This is a genomic window from Aquimarina callyspongiae, assembly GCF_034322225.1.
GTDB lineage: Bacteria > Bacteroidota > Bacteroidia > Flavobacteriales > Flavobacteriaceae > Aquimarina.
Map to the genome: position 1 here is coordinate 323,056 of NZ_JAXLPA010000003.1, position 19,983 is coordinate 343,038.

Below are 19,983 nucleotides of genomic sequence, written 5' to 3' on the forward strand. Positions count from 1 at the left end.
ATAAGATAGATACTAGCTTTTTTTTATTATTTTTATGGTAAACACTAACTATCATGAAAATCAGATCTTTTTTTATTCTAGTAACTTTATTTTTTTCACTCCACAATTATTCGCAAAGTAATGTGAGACCCGCTTCAGATTTGGCTGGAGGTTATAATTTCTCTGTTCCAGAAATTTATCATACACAAAGGATAAAACAAGAATTTTTTGATCAAATCGCAAAAGATATAAAGATCGATCCTAAAGATTTAAAGGGTACTCCTTATTTATATGATACTTTTTTGCCTGGAAAAATATCGGATGACCTTACAGGTAAAAAAGTAGATGTATACCTGAGGTATAACGTATATAATGACATATTTGAAGTAAAGTATGATTTATCTTCAGATGAAATTTTTGGTTTCTTGAAAAATACCGGATATCACGCCGAAATTAATTCTGACAAATTCTTTTACAAAGCATTCCCTGATGATAAAAACGCTACTAAAGAAGGATATCTTCAAGAATTAATGAAAACTGATAACTTCATCTTATATAAAAGACACTATCAAAAACTACATATGCCTAAACCTGCAAAAACATCTTTAGAAACTGATGTACCTGGCAGAATTAGTGATCATCAACATTATTATTTAAGATCTGGAGAAAAGTTTCTTTTACTTCCTATGAACAAAAAGAAAATTGCCAATGCCTTTCCTAAACATCAGAATGAACTAAAAAGTTTTATAAAGAAAGAAAAATTAAAGTTTAAACAAGAGAAAGATCTGATAACATTGATTAAATATTTCAATACTTTATAAGTTTATAGATTTTTTAAAATAATAAATCTTGAAGCCTTCAAATTTTAAATTTCGAAGGCTTTTTCATTGTCTTATCTTAAAATAGCAAAAGCGACATTCTTTTTGTACGCTATATTCTTTTTCAAACAGGGAATAAATCCCCTATAAAACAAGCACTTAAGATCTAAAAAAAACCAAACTACAACGTTTTAGTAATATAAATCCTACAAAAAATAAGGTTTTTCCGTAAAAAAATTATGTGGATTTTTTATCAAATTTCATTTTTCTCCTCAAAATCAAAGCACTACTGATATTTTTATTGAGAATTTCGTAAAAATTGTGTCATAAAACCTGTTTTTTTGTATTTCGTCGATTATTTTATTAGATTTAACAATATCTAAACCCCGTGAACTATGAGAAAAATACTACTTTTTTTATGCCTTATATCTTCGCCACTTCTGTTTGCCCAACTTCCTCAATCTTTAGTTAAATCTATAAAAAGAACTACTACATTTGACGACTACGAGGGTTCTATTTACATGAAAAGCAGATATAAAGAAGCTAGTGTAATTGATGAAAAATCAGGAACTTTTGATGCCAACCTTAGGTTTAATATCTATACTGATGCTATAGAGTACACAATAAATTCTAATTTATATGAAGTAATGAAAAGACCAACAATTCATGTCAGAATTGATGGAGATTATTTGTATTACTGTGATTTTAAAAATCAGCGAGGTCTCAAAAGAAGCGGATACTACGTGCTGGTAGAACTCAATGAAAAATATAGGATTTACAAGAAACTTACTCTTAATATAACTGAACCTGAAAAAAATACATTGACGCAACTTGGCGAACCAGGAAGAATTAAATCTATCACCACATACTACCTTGAAGAAAATGGGATGATAATGGAACTTCCAACAAGTAAAAAAGATATGCTTGCTACTTTTAGTGATAAGCAAGAAGAACTTAAGAAATATATTAAAAAGGAAAAGATTCGCCTTAGAAAAGAAGAAGATCTTATACGTTTTGTAGCCAGATACAATGCCCTGAAAAGCATAGATTCTAGCCCATCACGTAGCCTTTTGAGTAACAGAGGAAGAAGCAATTAGCCATAATTTTTTAAACACCTCTTTTCCATACCTTTCTTAAGGTTCATATAAAAACGAATTGCCGTCTTAGTTAAGACGGCAATTCGTTTTTATATGTGTAGATAATTAATAAGTGTTTTCAATATTTTCACTAACTCAAAGGGACTACAAAAATCTTACAAAAATTCATCAAAATAATTAATAACTTGCATTTCATCGTATTTATCGTTACATTTATCTCCCCCAAACAAATTTATTATGAGAAAGACCATCCAAATGCTAATTTTATTGACCAGTTCGATCCTATTAGCTCAATCTCCCTGGTCCATATCTAAACCAGCAGACGAAACCTCTAAGTTTAAGACATATACCGGTTCAATATATGCTAGCAATAGTTACGAACAATCTAGCGTCATTGATGAAAAAAGCGGTACTTATGATGCAGACCTTAGATATAATGTTCATAACGATGCATTAGAATATAAAAATGGCTCTAAAATGTATCAGGTAATTAAGACACCTACGATACATGTCAGAATACAGGATGATTATTATTACTATTGTGATTTTAAAACGCAACGAGGCCTTAAAAAGAAAGGGTATTTCATTTTAGTTGAATTAAATGATCTATATAGAATTTACAAAAAACAGGAGCTCAAAATAACCGAGCCTCAAGAAATGGATACTATGACAGGAAGTGCGGTTACAGGGAAAATCAAAACCATTACTAAATTTTATGTAGAAGAAAATGGAGTAATTATGGAATTACCTATGAATAAAAGAGCCATGTTATCTACTTTCTCTGATAAAGAAAAGGAGCTTAAGATGTATATGAAAAAAGAAAAAATTAAACTTAGAAAAGAAGAAGATCTTATTCGTTTTGTAGCAAAATATAATGCTCTAAAAAATATTGATGCTAACCCGTCACGAAGTCTTTTAAGTAATACGGTTCAAAATAACTAACATTTTCAAATTCTGTTTTTAATAATTTATCATAACTAATAGTTGCCATCTCACCTGCAGATGGCAATTTATCTTTTATAAATACAGCATTATCATTCTCACAGATTTCGGAAAACTTATTCACTCCATTACCTATAAAATGCACTTTATTTTCCTTTAAATAGCTATCAAATGAAGTATCAGATAATATTTCTGCTTGTGTCTCTCTAATTTGTGTATAAGTGTCAGAAAACACTGCTGAATACACTTCCATACGTCTGGCATCAAGCATAGGTATAATATATCCTTCGTCTATTTTAACTTGAGCCGCTAAAGATTGTAATGTAAGTACAGATATCAAAGGTATGTCAAGAGCATAACATAAACCTTTGGCCGCAGAAACTCCGATTCTTAGTCCTGTATAAGATCCAGGGCCTTTACTAACAGCTACTGCTGTTAAATCTGTTAATTTGATATTCGCTTTTTTAACAGCTTGATCTATAAATCCATGTAATCGTTCTGCATGAGAATATTTTGTATCATAATCCTCAATACATACGATAACATCTTTATCTTTTGTTAAAGCTACAGAACAGTTTGTGGTAGAAGTTTCTATACAAAGAATATAGGCCATCTTTCAAAAATTTAGGCAAAGATAACCTAATCCTTCTTATCCTTATTTCGTCTTAGATTTTTTTTCTGATTCTAATGCAATTTTATCACCGGTCTTCAACGTTTTGGTAACAACGTTATATGGCCCAGTTATCACCTCTTCTCCTTCATCTAAGCCAGAAGTGATTTCTATATTAGTATCGTCTTGTATACCTGTTTTAATTACTCTTAATTTGGCAACTTCGCCATCTTTAACAAATACACATTCGAATTTCTTATCAGATTCTATTTTATCATTTTTAGAAAAACTCTTTTTTGTAGAAGATGTATCATTCTTAATTACAATTGCACTAATTGGCACTCCTACAATCCCGGTTCTTTTATTAGTAATAACATCAACCGTCGCAGTCATTCCCGGACGGAAAGGAGAATAACTTTCTGGCTTATCAGCTAGTAAATCCTTATATGATTCTTCTAATATTCGAACTTTTACTCTAAAATTAGTTACCTGATCTGCGCTTTGTGTATTTTCTGCAGAATTAGCAATCTCGGTTACCAATCCTTTAAATTCCTTTTTAAGATAAGCATCAACTTCAACTATGGTTGAGTCTCCTATCGCTACTTTCACAATATCATTTTCATTAACATCCACTTCAACTTCCATATTGTTAAGGTTGGCTACACGTACTATTTCTGTACCTGCCATTTGCTGGGTTCCAACCACACGTTCTCCTAATTCTACAGATAGTTTAGAGATAGTACCGCTCATAGGTGCATAAATAGTAGTTCTACTAAGGTTATCTTTTGCTTCATTTACTGATGCCTGAGCGCTACGTACATTATAATAGGCAGATTGTTTAGAGGCTTCTGCAACCTCAAATGCTGATACAGCTCTATCCCATTCTGCTTTAGAGATTACTCCTTTTTCAAACAATTCTTTATTACGATCATAGCTAAACTTAGCTTCTTTAAGACTTGCTTCTGCTTGTTGCAATCCTGCTCTAACCGTTTCAAGGGCTGCCTGTTGCCTGTTTAATCCTGATTGAATAATGTCTGGATTTATACGCACTAAAAGATCTCCTTTTTCTACCTGCTGTCCTTCTTTTATTGGTAAATCAATAATCTCTCCTGATACTTCTGATGAAAGTTTAACTTCTACTTCAGGCTGAATTTTACCAGTTGCCGCAACAGTTTCAACAATATCAATTTTCTCGATTTTGGTAACAGAAACTGATTTAAAATTTCCTTCTTTACCAAACCAACCAGCTTTTTTACCTACTACTAAAGCTACTATTAAAACAACGGCAATGCCTAAAATGAGAAGTAATGTTTTTCTATTCATGACTTACTTAATGGTTAATATTGTTGTATGAAATTACAACCTTTTATGCAGTAGCCCAAATAGAAGGCTTACTGTTATAATTTTATGTCTGCGATCTTTATTCCAAAATAAAGCTCTAAAACTTTGATTTTAAATATATAATCAAATTTAGCTTGTACAGCATTACTTTGCGCATTTTCTAATCTGAATTTTGATTGACTGAAATCAAAAGCATTTATCAATCCTACATCATAACGATCCTTAGCATATTCATACGCTTTTTCTTGTGCCTTTACAGCTACTTGTGATGCCTCATATGCTTCTGCAGATCCTTTTGCATCCAGATATGCCTGATATACGTTACTATCTAAATCTAACTCGGCCTGCTCTAACTGAAATGCAGTACGTTTTACATTGATCTTACTTCTTTTAACGTTGTTTCTTGTAGAGAAACCATTAAAAATTGGAACACTAAGAGATACACCATATGAAATACCATCATTCTCATACAATTGCTTGATAAAAGATGTTGGACCTGTTTCTTGTAAAAGAATATTTGGTCTGCTTGTAAATACTGACTCTCCAGAACTTCCTACAAAACCTATTTCTTCTGTTATCACTGGATTATCTGGATCCACTCCTGCAGGTACAAAATTACCGGTACCTACTTCACTAGTTCCATAATTAAATGATCCACTTAATGTAGGGTAATAAGCACCTCTTGCAATTTGTAGATCTTTTTCTGCCAATAACTTGTTTTGTTCTGCAATCTGTACTTCATATCTTGATTCTCTTGCAGTTGTTCTTATTTCTTCTATAGATTTATTTAAAATATCTGCTGATGGAATTAAATATTCTTGTTCTGCAATATCAAAACTCTCATATTCTTTTATTAAAAGTGTTTGAGCCAATCCAACACGTGCAATTAAAACTGCATTTTCTGCCTGTACAATTCGAGTTAACTCATCTGCAGACGTAGCTTCAATTTCCAAAAGATCATTTTCTGGTAAAACACCTGCATCTACTAAATCTTTGGTTCTCTTTAACTGCTCTAAAGTAATATCATGTTGTTTCTCTACAACTTTTAAAGATTCCTTATTTAATAACACTTGCAAATAACTATTAGCTACAAAAAGTGCAATATCATCTTTGGATTTACCAAGGTTATACTGACTCAATAACTTATTTAATTTTGCTCTTTGCAATTGTCTTAAGTTTCTAAGACCATCAAACAAAGTTACTCCTACATTAACCCCATAACTAGAACTTCTAAAAGTAGCTGTGCTGTTAGCATTTGTTATTGGGTTTGTTGCCAGACCTGATCTCCAGGAATTACTAGCAGAAGCGTTTAAATTAGGTAAAAAGTTCCCTATTGCATCGCTTTCATTAATCTCAGCTACCTCTATATCAAGAGCTGATTGTTTTATCGTTATATTATTTTCTAAAGCATGTTCTACACATTGCCTTAGTGTCCATTTCTTTTCTTGAGCCTGAGAACTCATTATTCCCAGAAAAGTAAAAACTAAAATTGAAATTTTAATTCGCATCATACCCTATTTGTATATAATTGATTGCTATTGTTACATCTTTTTTTAACAAAATTGATTTTTTTGGTAATTTGACTTCTAAAAGTCCTTAGTTAGGAGCTTAAAAACACTCTGCAACTAGCCAAAATCCTCAATTTTTTTAGTTCTGCCCTCCTTCAGGATCTTTTTTAATCGGTTCGGTTTTGTTCCAGACTTTAATCTCATCTTCTTCTGTAACTCCCGATACTATCTCTACATTAATCCCATCTGATAAACCTATTTCTATATCTTTTCTTTCAAATAGTTGATCACCAGTTTTAATCTCAACATAAGGGTTCTCTTCTTTGTCAAATTGTAACAACGCCTCCTTTATCGCAAGAATATCATTTTTAGTATCTAATACTATAGATGCATTAGCGCTATATCCTGCTCTGATAAAGTATGATTTATCCAGATACACTTCTCCTTCTATTTTAAACTGTACCGCTCCTTGTTCTTCATTCCCTTTAGGCGCAATAAACTTTAATTTTGCATCAAATTCTTTATCTCTTATTGCTCCTAAACTTATTTTAAGTGGCATATCGATCTTAAGTTTATTTACTTCTGCCTCATCCACTTTTCCTTCAAAAATCATTTTATTAAGATCTGCTATAGTAGCAATCGTAGTCCCATCATTAAAGTTATTACTTTCAATTACCTGATCTCCTTCTTTTACTGGGATTTCTAAAATAGTTCCTGACACTGTTGCTCTAATATTCGTATTAGCAATGGAAGATCCTCCTGCAGAACCTAACCTAATAATCTGAAGGTCACTTTGCGCATTTGCTACATCTTGTTTTGCCTGGTTATATCTTAATTCTACATTATTAAAATCCTGACTTGAGATTACACCTTTATCAAACAAGGCTTTATTTCTATCATACTCTATTTTAGAATTATTAAGTATGATCTGAGTATTCTTAACTCTACCTCGTGCACTATTTAGTGATTGTTCATTAGGTACTACTTTTACTTTAGCAATTAGATCTCCTGTTTTGATAGCAGCTCCTTCTTCTACATATATCTTCTCGATAATTCCCGAAATCTGCGGTTTAATTGCAACTTCATCCTCTGGTATTACTTTACCGGTAGCTACAGTTTTTTCTTCAATGGAAGTTCTAAAGGCTTTCTCTGTAGTGAATACAATAGGTGATTTACTATTAGAGTCTATAAGATATTTACCTGAAAAGCCAAGTAAGGCTATAAAGACGATTACTAATAGAATTTTTAAAAACTTTTTCATTTGATTGATTAGATTATTCTGATTATTATTTTTATTCTTCTCTTAATGCTTCTATGGGTTTTATACTTACGGCTTTTTGCGCTGGAATCAACCCTATAATAGTTCCCAGAACCACAATTGATAATAATGCTCCAACTACTGCAAAGAAATCTACTGTAGGATTTAAGATGGGAATATCTTCATTATTGCCTACCATTGAGTTTACCAAGGCTAATACCATAGTCCCGAACACAAACCCTATTAAACCAGCTACAAGTGTTAATAGTACTGATTCTAGCATAATCTGTCCTCTTATTTCTGAAGGGGTTGCTCCCAATGCTCTACGTACTCCAATTTCACGGGTACGTTCTTTTACCGTAATCAATAACACATTACCTATTGCTATGACTCCGGCTATAAGTGTGGCAATACCAACGATATATGTGATTAATCGCATTCCAGAAAGAAACCCGTTTACTTTTGCTACTTCTTCTCCTAGATTAAAACTACCAAATGCCTGCGTATCTGCCGGATGCACATTATGTAATCTTTTTAAAGTAGTTTTAATAGTTTCTTCTGTATTTACAATATTTTTATCTGCCTTCGCCGTAATTACCATCCAGGAAATATTTTTACCCTGGTTAAAAATAGTTTGAAAAGTGGTAAAGGGTAAAAAGATTGAATCATCTCCTTCAAACCCTGTTTGAGTAGGTTTATAAACTCCTATAACTTTAAAGTATATTCCGTTTATTCTCACAAAACTCCCTACTGCCTCTTCATCTTTATCATAGAATTGTTTATAAATGTCCTCTCCAATAACACATACTTTGCGCTCATAAGTAATATCCTCTTCATTGATAAATCTTCCTCCAACAAAAATTTTCTTCTTAGATACTTTATCAATTGTTGGGTAGTCTCCAAATACTTTAAAAGCTCCGGATTTAGAACCTCTTACAAACTGTCCTGGAGGTGTTCCCCATTGACCGGTAACATTACGAGGGGCTATATATTGAATATCGTCTACCTGAGATTCTAATGCAGCTACGTCATCTAAAGTAAGTTGCATTCTCCTACCTCTTTTAAATCCTTCATTAGGCATACTGGTTTGTTGACCCCAAAGAAACATAGTATTAGTTGCAAAATCGTTAAACTGACTTCTAAAACTATTGTCTAACCCTTTTGCCATTCCTAGTAGTACAACAAATAAAAACACTCCCCACGTTACACCAATAACGGTAATGATCGTTCTAATTTTATTTTTACGAATCGCTCCGTAAATTTCTTGCCAGGTATCTCTTTCGAATATAAATTTCATAATATTGGCTTTAATTACTCATCTCTTAACGCGATTATAGGTTTTATTTTTGCAGCTCTTCTTGCGGGAATATATCCTGCAAATAGTCCTGATAAAATCAATGTTATTGTGGCTATAACAATAACACCTGTATCTACTTTTGGATTTAGGATAAAGAAATCTTCTAGATTATTACCAATCAGTTTTAAAGCAAGAATCCCTATAATCAACCCTATATAACCTGCTACTGCCGTTATTAAAATTGATTCTTGAAGTACCATTCCTATAATAGATTTTGGAGAAGCTCCTAATGCTTTTCTAATTCCTAATTCTTTGGTTCGTTCTTTAATACTAAAGGTCATGATATTACCTATTCCAACAATCCCAGAAATTAAAGTTCCTATTCCTACTAAAAAGATCACAAAATAAATTCCTCCAAGAATTACCATGGTTTCTTTAATGTCTTCTGCAAAACTTCTTACTCTGATTGCACTTTGATCATCTGGAGCTACCTTAAATTTCTTTTTGAAATCTTTTTCTATTTGTTCGGCAAAAGCAATAGCTTGCTCTGTATTCATTGCCATGTTGTATGAAATATTGATCTGATCCAGGTATTCATTATTTCCAAAAAGTAATTGAACAGTTTTATATGGCATATAGATAATACGTTCTTCATTGTCTCCTCCACTATCCTGGAAAACACCTACGATTTTATATGCTATCCCATCCACATCCAAGGTTTTACCTAGGGCATCTTCTTTTTTGAATAAATCTTTCTCTACCAAGCGACCTATAACAATATTTTTGGTTCGCTCTTCTACATCAGCCTCATTAAGATACCTACCTTTCATCATGATCGTTTTCTCTAGATACTGATGATCTTGATTTACGGCACGTATACTATAATTACCTGATTCTTTATCATATTTTGCTAAACTATTGCGGTATATTCTTGGTGTAGCAAATTCTACTTGTCCTATGTAGTTTTCTTTAATAAATTCAAAATCTTCATTTTCGAATCTTATTCTTCTATTTTCCTGAAAACCTTTATATGCCTTTGATGTTGTTCCGCCTCGAATAAAGATTATATTCTGCGCATCATCAACGAAGCTGCTTAAAAAACTGTTCAGTAAACCATTTCCCATACCAAGTAATACAGTAAAAATGAGAATCCCCAATGCTACCGTAAAACCGGAAAGAAAAGTACGAAGCTTATTTTTTCCGATAGCTTCAAATATTTCACGCCACCTGTCTTTATCAAACATATGCTGATGCTCTTACTTGTTCTATATTTTTATCTTCTACAATCACCCCATCCTTAAGATGTACAATACGTTTACACATATCAGCGATGTCTGGTTCGTGAGTTACCACCAATATTGTTTTCCCTTCGTCATTAATATTCTGAATAATGTCCATCACTTCATAAGAAGTAGTACTATCCAAAGCACCGGTAGGTTCATCTGCAAGCAAAACTTTGGGATCTGCAGCCAATGCTCTTGCAATAGCAACACGTTGTTTCTGCCCTCCTGAAAGCTCACTTGGTAAATGTGTCGCCCATTCTGCCAATCCTACTTTACTAAGATAATTCATGGCTTTCTCGGTTCTCTCTTTTCTCTTTTTACGTTGATAATATAAAGGTAAAGCAACATTTTCTAGGGCACTCTTATAATTAATAAGGTTAAACGATTGAAAGACAAATCCCAGAAACTTATTACGATATTGCGCTGCTTTTGTTTCGTTTAAACCTTTAATAGGTACATCGTCCAAAAAATAACTTCCCGTATCAGCTTCGTCCAACATACCTAAAATATTAAGTAATGTTGATTTTCCTGAACCAGAAGATCCCATAATGGCCACCAGTTCTCCTTCTTTTACACTAAAATCTATTCCTTTGAGCACGTGAAGCGAATTGCTTCCCATCTGATAAGATTTATGTAAGTCTTTAATTTCAATCATAATGCTTGATTAAGATTTATAGACACAATGACATGTCCGTAATTTAGTTAGACTCACTACTACAGTAATATGAATACTATTATATGAATCTTCGAGTTTTCCCCTTGAAGATTTATGGATTGGTTAGTGTAGTCTTATTATGATAAGACTTAGGGTCAGTATATTTTGTTACACTCTATTGTGTTAGGAAAATGTTAAACCTTTAAAAACATACAATATTACGAACCTGAAGTCTTTCTAAGTTTTTTCTTATTTCTGTATATGAAATATCCTACAACTCCAACAAGTACATATGGAATCATCATAAGATAAACTATCCCATTATTGATTCCTTTTGCTGTTTTTTGACCTTCTTCACTTTCTAGAACAGCTCGACACATCGCACATTGTGCATCGACAGGAAGACTTACAATAAGTAGTAAAAGCAAAATGAGTATTGTTTTTTTCTTCATTTTTTGTTCTATCTAAGCCAAAATTATATTTATTGATAATAAGGAGAAATCATCAGATATACAATCACTCCGGTAATTGCTACATACAACCATATCGGAAATGTAATTCGAGCTATTTTACGGTGTTTATCAAATCTTTTCGACAATGCTCTTACATAAGTAATCAACACAAAAGGAATTACAACTACTGATAATATTATATGTGTAATAAGAATAAAGTAATATATATACTTAATTGTTCCTTCGCCTCCAAACTTAGTAGAATCACTAGTCATATGATAAGCCACATACATTATTAAAAACAACACAGAGCATGCAATTGCTGTTTTCATTAGATTTTCGTGCAATTTGACTCTTTTATTTTTTATCGCCCATAAAGCAACTAAAAGAATGATTGCTGTTAATCCATTTACTGAAGCATAAATAGGAGGCAAAAAGGTAAGCGGTTCAACATCAAAACCTAATCTACGAAGATTAACCCCAAACAAAGCTGCAACAGCAAGAGGTATAATAATGGATAATGTTATGATCCACTTATTGTATTTTTTTTCAACTTCTGAAGGGTTACTCATTGGTATCTAATAATTTTTTGATGTCTTGTAATAAAATTGTAATCTGCTCCTCTTCTCCATTGTCATCTTTTTTCTCATCTATTCCAATAGTTCCTCTATAATATATTATAGGATTACCTGAAGCATCGTATCGTGATCTTATATAACCATCTTGATCAATTAATGCAAAATATCCATTATGTTCAAAACCACCTGGAACATCAGGATTCTCTGCTGCATAGATATTAAATCCAGCATTAGCCAGATCATAAAGATCTTCTCTATCTCCGGTTAAAAAATGCCAATCCGGATCCACAACTTTATAATTTTCTGCATATTTTTTAAGTCTGGTAGGAGTATCAAATTTAGGATTGATTGTAAATGAAGCTACTCCAAAATCTTCGTATTTCTTCAGTTTGTTTTGAAGATATACCAAGTTTCTATTCATTTTAGGACAGATAGTGGGACAACTTGTAAAGAAAAACTCTGCAACATACACCTTCCCTTTATAATCATGATTAGTAATCAAAATGCTATCCTGGTTCAAAAATGCAAATTCAGGAACTTTTCTAGGTTCTCCATTAATTTTTATATAAGACAATTTTTCGTTTGCAACAGGATTATTAGCACTCATACGGTCATTTTTGACTATAGAAGCATCTTTAACTCTATTAATAATTTTAGGAATGAAAATAATACCAAAAAGCAGTATAATAAATGATATCCCTACGTAAGAATATTTCTTCATGATAATTAATATTGACGTGTTGTTAAAACCTGTTTTTAGTCTTTAATCTTTCAAAACAATTAAAGAAGTAAGTTCGGTTTATTTTTCTTTACGGTCTGCTTTATACTTTTTAAGTGCTAGTCGGTATTCTGCAAGAATTACTTTTACATCATCATCCATTACATTTGCAAGATCAGCAACTGAACTGGCATCATAACCATATACCACTTCTTCGTTTTCTTTTAAGGTTCCGTCTCTCCCTCTTAAACTCCCATCTTTATCAATGATATACACAAAACTAGTAGATAGATTATCGTCAAGCTGGTGAGGAGTATCAAGGCTTTTAAACAACTTTTTAATACTCTCCTCTGTTCCAAAAACAAATTTCCATTCTGATACATCTGTGATATTATCTAACTCTCCCAGAAGGTCTTTTGCCGCTTTTTCACTTCCATAGGGCAATACCATTACAAATTGAAAATCCCTAAACCCGTGATTCTTTTTGTAAATCTTTTGATTAAGATTAAATGCATTTCCTTGTTTATTATAGATACCCTTACCTAAAAAACCAAGTACTGAGATTTTGTCTTTAAACGAAATTTGTTCTTTTGTAAGGCTTTCAAAGTTTTCAACTTTTCCAACCTCGGTATTTAAAACTGGTAATTTGGCAAAATTATGCACTCCAGAAGCAAAGAACAAATATGCTACTAATGGTAGAACGAACAAGATGCCAAGAACAAAAAATTTCTTCATTGTACGGAATAACTTTACTTACTTGCAAAAATAAAAAAGACGGCTAAAATGACCGTCTTTTATTAAGCTTTTAACTATATCATAAGAAGATTAAAAATCCCAACTTTTATAACCAGATTTAAATACTTCATAAACATAATCTCCTTCTGTAAGTAGTATAAAAATCAAATAACAAATTAAGAAAATAGTAGTCCATACTACAGATCTTCTTAATCCTTTGGTTTCACCTTCCATATGCATAAACGCCCAGGTGATATAGTATGCCTTATATATTGTAAGGATAATAAAAATCCAGTTAAGCAATTTCATGCTTATTACAGTATTTTCTATCAAAAATGCTGGTTTAATAATACCTAATATCACTTCTACTATTGTAACTACAGATAATAGAATAAATACTTTCCAGATTCTACCTATGTTTGATTCGTGATGTGCTGTATCGTGTGCCATAAATGCTATATCTAAATATCTTTTATAATTATACCAGGTAAAAGAATGTAAATACAAATACCCAAACTAAATCTACAAAGTGCCAGTATAAACCAACTTTTTCTACCATTTCATAATTCTTTCTTCTCTCATAAGTACCAAGAATTACGTTAATGAAGATTATAATATTAATAATAACCCCAGAAAATACGTGAAATCCGTGAAATCCAGTAATAAAGAAAAAGAAGTTTGCAAACAATGGTGTACCATACTCGTTATGACGAAGATTTGCCCCTTCTACAATTCCTATAGCATCATTAGTTAATCTTCTTAAAGATTCTTCTCTTGACAAAATTGTCTTTTCTCCTTTATTAAGAATCTGTGTTCTTATCAATAGATCTTTATTCTTAGCAAAACCTGCTCGTATTTCTTCTATTGTATATGTAGGAAGTGTAGGCTCACTATCGTACCACACACCCGTTTTACTTTCGTGTTGAGCTCTTTCTTTATGAGTGTCAATTACGGCTATTTCTTTTAACCCTACTCTATGACCTTCTCCATCTACAAATTGTAATATCTGCCCTCCTTTTGTTTCTACAGCTCCATATTCTCCTTTAATAAAGTTTTTCCACTCCCAAGCCTGCGATCCAACAAAAATTGCACCACCGATTATGGTTAAAAACATATAAAAGATTACTTTTTTCTTTTTCATATGATGTCCAGCATCTACTGCTAACACCATCGTAACAGATGAAAAAATCAATATAAAAGTCATTAACGCTACATAATACATTGGAGCATCAACGCCGTGTAAAAACGGAAAGTGATTAAACACTTCATCTGCTATTGGCCATGAGTCAATAAACTTAAATCTCGAAAAACCGTAAGCGGCAAGAAAACCTGAGAATGTAAGTGCATCAGAAACGATGAAAAACCACATCATCATCTTACCATAACTCACCTTTAGAGGTTTGTTACCACCTCCCCAGATCTTATCCTCAGTACCTGTTTTAGTAACAGCTGTTTCCATAAAAAGAATTTGGTATTGTTAAATTTTCCACAAAAGTAAGCAATTTTATCATCTAACGAAATATAAAAACAAAAAGAGATAAACCCATAAAAAATCTACGAAATGCCAATACATGGCACCTAGTTCTAAACCAAGGGTTTGCCCTATCTTATACTTTTGTTTAAAATGATTATAAATTACGACTAAAAGCACTAGAATCCCGCCTACAATATGGGCTAAGTGTGTTACCACTATAACAAACATAAATGTAGAAACGATATTAGATGTAGGACCTGTAAAATGATACCCCTGTTTCATGATATCAGAAAATCCTTCAAATTGAAGAAAAATAAATCCTATTCCTAACACTAGTGTAGTTAATAATAAAATTGTTGCTAAACTTCTATTGTTTTTTTCGATTGCTTTTTTTACAAAATGAAAGCTAACACTACTGGCCAAAATAACCAGTATACTATATATAAACGGCTGAGGAAACACTAAATCTGTCAACCAATCATTTCGGCTTTTACTCACTACATACGCACTGGTTAACCCAGCAAAAACCATGGCCATACTAATCATAGCAAACCACATCATTGTTTTCTTTGCTCTTTTTGTCTTTTCGATTAACGTTCCTTCTGTTAAATCCATAAGCGTATAAATTTATCTGCAACATAAATAATTTGAAGCAGCGTGATGTACAAAACACTCATTAGCATTAATTGCTTCGCAGTTTTTGCATCTCTTATTTTATATAAACGAATTGCTGATCGCAATAGCCCTATTCCTAAAATTAAAATTAAAATCCCAGATACCGGAGTCACATACAATTTGCCCGTTACTCCAAATACAGGAATTAAAGATGTTACAACAGTCCAAGTGGTGTATATTAAGATCTGCACTGCAGTTCCTTGGTTCCTCTCTCCTGTTGGCAACATAAAAAACCCTCCTTTTTTATAATCATCATACAAAAACCAACCAATAGCCCAAAAATGAGGAAACTGCCAAAAAAACTGAATCATAAACAACGTTCCTGGTTCTATACCAAAATCATTGGTAGCAGCAACCCATCCTAACATAAAAGGAATAGCTCCCGGAATGGCCCCAACAAAAACAGAAAGTGGTGTTTTTGTTTTTAAAGGAGTATACAAACTAACATAAATAAAAATTGAAATCGCACCAAACATAGCAGTTTGAGGATTTATAAAATATAGTACTGTAATTCCGGAAATTGTAAAAATTGTAGCGATTGCAAAAGCAGTATTTACAGACATCCTACCTGCTGGTATAGGTCTGTTTTTGGTTCTATCCATTAATGCATCCAAATCTCTTTCTATGATTTGATTAAATGCATTAGAAGCACCAACCATAAAATATCCACCTATCGATAGTAACAAAAGTGTACTCCAAGAAATAGTTTCAACTCCTAACAAGTACCCTGCAACTGATGAAAAAACCACACTTAGCGCTAAACGCATTTTTGTGATTTCTTTAAAATCCTGAACAACAGAAGTTTTTACAGTATTAACCTGGGTTACGCTCAAATCTTGCACGTTTTTTATCTGTTTTTTTCTTACACTTTTTTAAAAAGTGGTGCAAAGATATATCTTAAAAGCTTTTCAGGCAACTTATAACTACTTATTATTCACCTTTTAACTACTTATGATCAAGTTTAAACCCCTATAAATCAAAATTAGAGCTTCTTACTGATTACAAAAGAATCTTATAAGAATGTTAAACAAAGCCATTTAATAGTATTACATGTCAGGTTATTTAATTTTACCGACGAACTTTTAAACACTCACTCTAATGAAACAATTACTTTTTTTTGCCTTATTATTTACATTGGGCTCTACAGTTGCACAACAAAATCAAGAAATCAACATTCAATCATCTCCAGTAAGTGATAATATTTATATGCTCACAGGTCGAGGTGGAAACATTGGGGTTTTCAAAAACGAAAAAGGACTTTTTATTATAGATGATCAGTTTGCCCGTTTATCAGATAAAATTTTAAAGCATCTTAAGACCATTAGTGACCAACCCGTAACTATGGTTATTAACACACATTTTCATGGAGATCACACTGGCGGTAACGAAAACATGACCCAACAAGGAGCGACCATTTTTGCTCAAAAAAATGTTCGATCCAGAATGGAAAATGGGCAAAAAGAAAAAGGAAAAGTAATTAAAGCCTCTTTGCCGGTTATAACTTTTGACGAAGGTCTACAATTATACTTCGATAATGAAAATATCAAAGCGTTTCACGTTCACAATGCTCACACTGATGGTGATGCATTGATTTATTTTGTAAACGGAAACGTATTACATATGGGAGATACATTTTTTAACGGAAGATATCCATATGTCGATCTAAATTCTGGCGGAAGCATTAAAGGTTATATTGCTGCATCAGAAAAAGCTCTTTTAATAGCTAATGACGATACTAAGATTATTCCTGGACACGGAAAATTAGCTTCCAAAAAAGATCTAGAAGGTTTTCTTACCATGTTGAAAGCAATCACTTCTTCTGTTCAAAAAGAAATTGATGCTGGCAAATCTGAGAATGAAATCGTAAACAATAAATCCTTGACTGCCGATTATGATGCCAAAGGATTTGGAGATGGTTTTATTAATTCTGAAAGAATGCGAAAAACCATATATCTAAGTCTAACAAAATAAGGTTAAGATCAAAAAGATTCAAACATAAAAGCCTGCTAATACTAGCAGGCTTTTATTTTACTATCACATCAGAGATATAGAACCTCTCTAATTCTCAATTTTAAACTTAATAGGTAATTGATACTTTACTCTTACTGGAGTTCCTCGTTGTTTACCTGGAGTCATTTCTGGAAATAGCCCAATCACTCTTTCTGCTTCTTTCTTAAGCTTTGGGTGCGGCGCTCTTACCTGAATATTTTGAATCTTACCATCTGCACCTACATCAAACACTGTATAAATCCTCTGCTCTCCTGTTAACCCATATCTTTCTCCTAAGCCAGTATTAAATTTTTTAGACACAATTTTCCTGATTTTTTCAGAAAAACAAGCTGCCTTTTCTTTATTGGTTTCTAATTTCTCACAACCCGGAAACACAGGAACAGCTTCTACTGATATAAAACTAAATTCCTTTGGCTCATCATCCTCAGGAATATCATCTATATCATCTAGTGAGACAGGCGCACTCGTAGTAGGTTTAGTCTTATTCTCATACTCATTTTCTATATCTTTAAGTGCTGTATCATCATCTACAATTTCAGGATCAGAAAGATCAGGCTCCTTTTGTGGCTCTGTTTTAACAGCCAATTCTTTTACAGGTTCTTTTTCAATTTCAAAATCACCCATTGTAAAAACCGGGTCTTCATAAATATCCACCACCGGAGGTTGATCACTTATCTCTTGAGTTGTAGTATACACCTCAAACATAATGTAAGTAAATAACAGACTTGCTACAAGTCCAATCTGAAAGTTTACCAATGTACTTTTTCGTACATTAGCATCGTGCTTGTTACTCATAATATTTTAGTTTTAACGTTACAATTAAAACTGAATCAACAAGCATACCAAAAAAAGGAATCCCGTCTACGATATCGTGACGGGATTCTAATATTTTAAAAGAATAATTTTCTTTTAGTCTTGTACTTGGAAAACGATTGGTAATGAATATAATACCCCAACTGCTTTTCCTCTTTGTCTACCTGGCGTCATTTTAGGCAATAGTTTTACAACACGTTGCGCTTCTTTTTCTAGCCTTGGGTGTGGCCCTCTAGCCTGAACTCCAACTATATTCCCGTTTTTATCAATTTTAAAACGAACATATATCCTATTTACTCCAGAAAGACCTAATTCACTACCTAGCTCTGTATTAAACTTACGGTTAACAAATTTCTTAACCTTATCACTCATACATTTCTTTTTGGCAGCATTTCCACCAGCTTTTTCACAACCTGGGAAAATTGGCACATTCTCGATTACTGCGAAAGGTACATCTGCAATCTCTTCTTCTTCATCTACATCTTCAACCTCTTCGATCTCAACGATTTCTTCTTCCTGATTAGTTTCAGTAGATTCTATAATAGTCTCCTCTACTTCTTCCTCATCTTCAACAACATCAATAATTTCTGGTGCTGGTGGTGGAGGCGGAGGTGGTGGAGGTGTATTCAAATTTTGAGTAATCGGCACATCTTCTTCATCCAATTCATCAAGATTTACCTGACCTATGTCTATATTCCCTCTATCGTAGGTTTTCCATTCGATACCTCTCCAAGTAATGAAGAGAACAAGAATAAGGCCTAATTGTAAAAACAAGACGCTTTTCTTTGTTAAATCTGCTTTAGGATTTTTCTTTGGTTCCATATTACAATGTTATTATAGGATTGCTAAAATAGCTAATTTCTTTATTAATTTCCAACTGAAAGATCAAAATGTAGGGCAAAAATGCAGTTTTTTAACTTTTACAAAAAATAAACGAATGTGCTTTATAATTTTTCTTTAACCCTAATTATTTTGTTTTCAACAAGTTTCAACAAAAAAGCAGCAAAAATTATACCAGTTGTATTTGCCAAGGCATCAAACCATTCTGAACTACGGTAACTGGTAAGTAATGCTTGAAGCACTTCCATTAAAAGTCCAAACAGAAAACCAATAACCGAAGCATACCATAAACTTTTACCAAAGTTTTTATTTCGTTTTTTTGAAAAAAAGAAAAACATAAACCACACTATTGTAAAAATAAAGTATGCTAATAAATGAGCAATTTTATCGCTCAAATTAAAATTTATTGAGTAGGTATCAATTTTTGCAAGAGACACCCAGGCAATAAGACTGGTATATCCAATAACCTGGGTAAGCAGGTATCTATGCCCCAATAAGATTTTTATAATCATCAGCAGATAATAAATCATCTATTTGAGATGTATCAGACATTTTGATTTTTATCATCCAGCCTGCTCCATACGCATCGTTATTAACCTGTTCTGGATCGCTCTCTAAAGATTCGTTAAACTCTACAATCTCACCAGATAATGGCAAAAACAAGTCAGAAACGGTTTTTACAGCTTCTACTGTACCAAAAACCTCTTCTCTGTCTAATTCTTCATCAACAGTTTCTACCTCAACATAAACGATATCTCCTAATTCGCTTTGTGCAAAATCTGTAATCCCTACTACAGCGATATCGCCGTCAATTTTAATCCATTCGTGGTCCTTTGTATATTTTAATTCTGAAGGAATATTCATCCGAAAAAGTATTTATGTGTTGTTATTATTTTGAAG

At 32.6% G+C, this 19,983-nt stretch carries 23 protein-coding genes; 4 read left to right on the forward strand and 19 right to left on the reverse strand.

Annotated features, from left to right (window positions below; translation table 11 throughout):
• The first annotated feature begins 53 nt into the window (after positions 1–53).
• From U0D62_RS13760 to U0D62_RS13770, 3 genes are all read left to right on the forward strand, one after another.
• Positions 54–800 (forward strand): hypothetical protein, encoded by a 747-nt coding sequence (locus tag U0D62_RS13760; RefSeq protein WP_322287883.1) that lies wholly within the window; start codon positions 54–56, stop codon positions 798–800.
• Positions 801–1,192: 392 nt separating this feature from the next.
• Positions 1,193–1,894: a hypothetical protein gene (locus U0D62_RS13765; RefSeq protein ID WP_322287884.1), complete on the forward strand. Its 702-nt coding sequence runs from the start codon at positions 1,193–1,195 to the stop codon at positions 1,892–1,894.
• Between the two features lie 237 nt (positions 1,895–2,131).
• Entirely contained in the window at positions 2,132–2,836 is a 705-nt protein-coding gene (locus tag U0D62_RS13770; RefSeq protein ID WP_322287885.1) for a hypothetical protein, read from the forward strand.
• Here the strand turns inward: U0D62_RS13770 and tsaB are convergent.
• The 15 genes from tsaB to cyoE all read right to left on the reverse strand — a co-directional run bounded on the left by tsaB (position 2,790) and on the right by cyoE (position 16,253).
• Entirely contained in the window at positions 2,790–3,449 is a 660-nt protein-coding gene (gene tsaB, locus U0D62_RS13775) for a tRNA (adenosine(37)-N6)-threonylcarbamoyltransferase complex dimerization subunit type 1 TsaB (RefSeq protein WP_322287886.1), read from the reverse strand. The genes U0D62_RS13770 and tsaB overlap by 47 nt on opposite strands.
• Positions 3,450–3,491: 42 nt before the next feature.
• Entirely contained in the window at positions 3,492–4,769 is a 1,278-nt protein-coding gene (locus tag U0D62_RS13780) for an efflux RND transporter periplasmic adaptor subunit (RefSeq protein WP_322287887.1), read from the reverse strand.
• A 74-nt stretch (positions 4,770–4,843) separates the two neighbouring features.
• Entirely contained in the window at positions 4,844–6,298 is a 1,455-nt protein-coding gene (locus U0D62_RS13785) for a TolC family protein (protein ID WP_322287888.1), read from the reverse strand.
• A gap of 136 nt (positions 6,299–6,434) precedes the next feature.
• Positions 6,435–7,556, reverse strand: a complete 1,122-nt coding sequence (locus U0D62_RS13790; RefSeq protein ID WP_322287889.1) for an efflux RND transporter periplasmic adaptor subunit — start codon at positions 7,554–7,556, stop codon at positions 6,435–6,437.
• A 31-nt stretch (positions 7,557–7,587) separates the two neighbouring features.
• Positions 7,588–8,850 carry an ABC transporter permease gene (locus U0D62_RS13795; protein WP_322287890.1) on the reverse strand — a complete coding sequence of 421 codons (1,263 nt, stop codon included), beginning with the start codon at positions 8,848–8,850 and terminating at the stop codon, positions 7,588–7,590.
• Positions 8,851–8,864: 14 nt separating this feature from the next.
• On the reverse strand, positions 8,865–10,094 hold the full coding sequence (locus U0D62_RS13800; protein ID WP_322287891.1) for an ABC transporter permease: 1,230 nt from the start codon (positions 10,092–10,094) through the stop codon (positions 8,865–8,867).
• A complete protein-coding gene (locus tag U0D62_RS13805) occupies positions 10,087–10,788 on the reverse strand; it encodes an ABC transporter ATP-binding protein (RefSeq protein ID WP_322287892.1) in 702 nt (233 codons plus the stop codon). Before U0D62_RS13805 ends, U0D62_RS13800 begins: the two co-directional genes overlap by 8 nt.
• Positions 10,789–11,006: 218 nt before the next feature.
• Positions 11,007–11,240, reverse strand: a complete 234-nt coding sequence (locus U0D62_RS13810; protein ID WP_322287893.1) for a hypothetical protein — start codon at positions 11,238–11,240, stop codon at positions 11,007–11,009.
• 29 nt (positions 11,241–11,269) lie between these two features.
• The gene (locus U0D62_RS13815) at positions 11,270–11,812 is read right to left on the reverse strand and encodes a DUF420 domain-containing protein (RefSeq protein WP_322287894.1); all 543 of its coding nucleotides are present in this window, start codon (positions 11,810–11,812) and stop codon (positions 11,270–11,272) included.
• Positions 11,805–12,539, reverse strand: coding sequence for an SCO family protein (locus U0D62_RS13820; protein ID WP_322287895.1), 735 nt, complete (start codon positions 12,537–12,539; stop codon positions 11,805–11,807). The genes U0D62_RS13815 and U0D62_RS13820 overlap by 8 nt, the downstream gene beginning before the upstream one ends.
• 78 nt (positions 12,540–12,617) lie before the next feature.
• Positions 12,618–13,271: a hypothetical protein gene (locus U0D62_RS13825; protein WP_322287896.1), complete on the reverse strand. Its 654-nt coding sequence runs from the start codon at positions 13,269–13,271 to the stop codon at positions 12,618–12,620.
• 90 nt (positions 13,272–13,361) lie between these two features.
• Entirely contained in the window at positions 13,362–13,721 is a 360-nt protein-coding gene (locus U0D62_RS13830) for a cytochrome C oxidase subunit IV family protein (RefSeq protein WP_322287897.1), read from the reverse strand.
• A gap of 28 nt (positions 13,722–13,749) precedes the next feature.
• Positions 13,750–14,730 (reverse strand): cytochrome c oxidase subunit 3, encoded by a 981-nt coding sequence (locus tag U0D62_RS13835; RefSeq protein WP_322287898.1) that lies wholly within the window; start codon positions 14,728–14,730, stop codon positions 13,750–13,752.
• A 48-nt stretch (positions 14,731–14,778) separates the two neighbouring features.
• Positions 14,779–15,360 carry a cytochrome c oxidase subunit 3 gene (locus U0D62_RS13840; protein ID WP_322287899.1) on the reverse strand — a complete coding sequence of 194 codons (582 nt, stop codon included), beginning with the start codon at positions 15,358–15,360 and terminating at the stop codon, positions 14,779–14,781.
• Positions 15,351–16,253, reverse strand: a complete 903-nt coding sequence (cyoE, locus tag U0D62_RS13845; protein ID WP_322287900.1) for a heme o synthase — start codon at positions 16,251–16,253, stop codon at positions 15,351–15,353. The genes U0D62_RS13840 and cyoE overlap by 10 nt, the downstream gene beginning before the upstream one ends.
• 265 nt (positions 16,254–16,518) lie before the next feature.
• On the opposite strand from cyoE, the gene U0D62_RS13850 reads away from it, so the two are divergent.
• Positions 16,519–17,391 (forward strand): MBL fold metallo-hydrolase, encoded by an 873-nt coding sequence (locus U0D62_RS13850; protein WP_322287901.1) that lies wholly within the window; start codon positions 16,519–16,521, stop codon positions 17,389–17,391.
• An 87-nt stretch (positions 17,392–17,478) separates the two neighbouring features.
• Here U0D62_RS13850 and U0D62_RS13855 read toward each other — a convergent pair whose 3' ends face one another.
• The 4 genes from U0D62_RS13855 to gcvH form a co-directional block, all read right to left on the reverse strand.
• Positions 17,479–18,225: an energy transducer TonB gene (locus tag U0D62_RS13855; protein ID WP_322287902.1), complete on the reverse strand. Its 747-nt coding sequence runs from the start codon at positions 18,223–18,225 to the stop codon at positions 17,479–17,481.
• Positions 18,226–18,339: 114 nt separating this feature from the next.
• The gene (locus U0D62_RS13860) at positions 18,340–19,065 is read right to left on the reverse strand and encodes an energy transducer TonB (RefSeq protein WP_322287903.1); all 726 of its coding nucleotides are present in this window, start codon (positions 19,063–19,065) and stop codon (positions 18,340–18,342) included.
• 122 nt (positions 19,066–19,187) lie between these two features.
• Positions 19,188–19,595 (reverse strand): VanZ family protein, encoded by a 408-nt coding sequence (locus U0D62_RS13865; RefSeq protein WP_322287904.1) that lies wholly within the window; start codon positions 19,593–19,595, stop codon positions 19,188–19,190.
• Positions 19,567–19,947: a glycine cleavage system protein GcvH gene (gene gcvH, locus U0D62_RS13870; RefSeq protein ID WP_322287905.1), complete on the reverse strand. Its 381-nt coding sequence runs from the start codon at positions 19,945–19,947 to the stop codon at positions 19,567–19,569. The genes U0D62_RS13865 and gcvH overlap by 29 nt, the downstream gene beginning before the upstream one ends.
• Positions 19,948–19,983: the final 36 nt, after the last annotated feature.

What these genes read in the sequence shown, in the direction of transcription:
- U0D62_RS13760 (WP_322287883.1), top strand. Translation starts at nt 54, where the DNA reads ATGAAAATCAGATCTTTTTTTATTCTAGTAACTTTATTTTTTTCACTC.
- U0D62_RS13765 (WP_322287884.1), top strand. Translation starts at nt 1,193, where the DNA reads ATGAGAAAAATACTACTTTTTTTATGCCTTATATCTTCGCCACTTCTG.
- U0D62_RS13770 (WP_322287885.1), top strand. Translation starts at nt 2,132, where the DNA reads ATGAGAAAGACCATCCAAATGCTAATTTTATTGACCAGTTCGATCCTA.
- tsaB (WP_322287886.1), bottom strand. Translation starts at nt 3,449, where the DNA reads ATGGCCTATATTCTTTGTATAGAAACTTCTACCACAAACTGTTCTGTA.
- U0D62_RS13780 (WP_322287887.1), bottom strand. Translation starts at nt 4,769, where the DNA reads ATGAATAGAAAAACATTACTTCTCATTTTAGGCATTGCCGTTGTTTTA.
- U0D62_RS13785 (WP_322287888.1), bottom strand. Translation starts at nt 6,298, where the DNA reads ATGATGCGAATTAAAATTTCAATTTTAGTTTTTACTTTTCTGGGAATA.
- U0D62_RS13790 (WP_322287889.1), bottom strand. Translation starts at nt 7,556, where the DNA reads ATGAAAAAGTTTTTAAAAATTCTATTAGTAATCGTCTTTATAGCCTTA.
- U0D62_RS13795 (WP_322287890.1), bottom strand. Translation starts at nt 8,850, where the DNA reads ATGAAATTTATATTCGAAAGAGATACCTGGCAAGAAATTTACGGAGCG.
- U0D62_RS13800 (WP_322287891.1), bottom strand. Translation starts at nt 10,094, where the DNA reads ATGTTTGATAAAGACAGGTGGCGTGAAATATTTGAAGCTATCGGAAAA.
- U0D62_RS13805 (WP_322287892.1), bottom strand. Translation starts at nt 10,788, where the DNA reads ATGATTGAAATTAAAGACTTACATAAATCTTATCAGATGGGAAGCAAT.
- U0D62_RS13810 (WP_322287893.1), bottom strand. Translation starts at nt 11,240, where the DNA reads ATGAAGAAAAAAACAATACTCATTTTGCTTTTACTACTTATTGTAAGT.
- U0D62_RS13815 (WP_322287894.1), bottom strand. Translation starts at nt 11,812, where the DNA reads ATGAGTAACCCTTCAGAAGTTGAAAAAAAATACAATAAGTGGATCATA.
- U0D62_RS13820 (WP_322287895.1), bottom strand. Translation starts at nt 12,539, where the DNA reads ATGAAGAAATATTCTTACGTAGGGATATCATTTATTATACTGCTTTTT.
- U0D62_RS13825 (WP_322287896.1), bottom strand. Translation starts at nt 13,271, where the DNA reads ATGAAGAAATTTTTTGTTCTTGGCATCTTGTTCGTTCTACCATTAGTA.
- U0D62_RS13830 (WP_322287897.1), bottom strand. Translation starts at nt 13,721, where the DNA reads ATGGCACACGATACAGCACATCACGAATCAAACATAGGTAGAATCTGG.
- U0D62_RS13835 (WP_322287898.1), bottom strand. Translation starts at nt 14,730, where the DNA reads ATGGAAACAGCTGTTACTAAAACAGGTACTGAGGATAAGATCTGGGGA.
- U0D62_RS13840 (WP_322287899.1), bottom strand. Translation starts at nt 15,360, where the DNA reads ATGGATTTAACAGAAGGAACGTTAATCGAAAAGACAAAAAGAGCAAAG.
- U0D62_RS13850 (WP_322287901.1), top strand. Translation starts at nt 16,519, where the DNA reads ATGAAACAATTACTTTTTTTTGCCTTATTATTTACATTGGGCTCTACA.
- U0D62_RS13855 (WP_322287902.1), bottom strand. Translation starts at nt 18,225, where the DNA reads ATGAGTAACAAGCACGATGCTAATGTACGAAAAAGTACATTGGTAAAC.
- U0D62_RS13860 (WP_322287903.1), bottom strand. Translation starts at nt 19,065, where the DNA reads ATGGAACCAAAGAAAAATCCTAAAGCAGATTTAACAAAGAAAAGCGTC.
- U0D62_RS13865 (WP_322287904.1), bottom strand. Translation starts at nt 19,595, where the DNA reads ATGATTATAAAAATCTTATTGGGGCATAGATACCTGCTTACCCAGGTT.
- gcvH (WP_322287905.1), bottom strand. Translation starts at nt 19,947, where the DNA reads ATGAATATTCCTTCAGAATTAAAATATACAAAGGACCACGAATGGATT.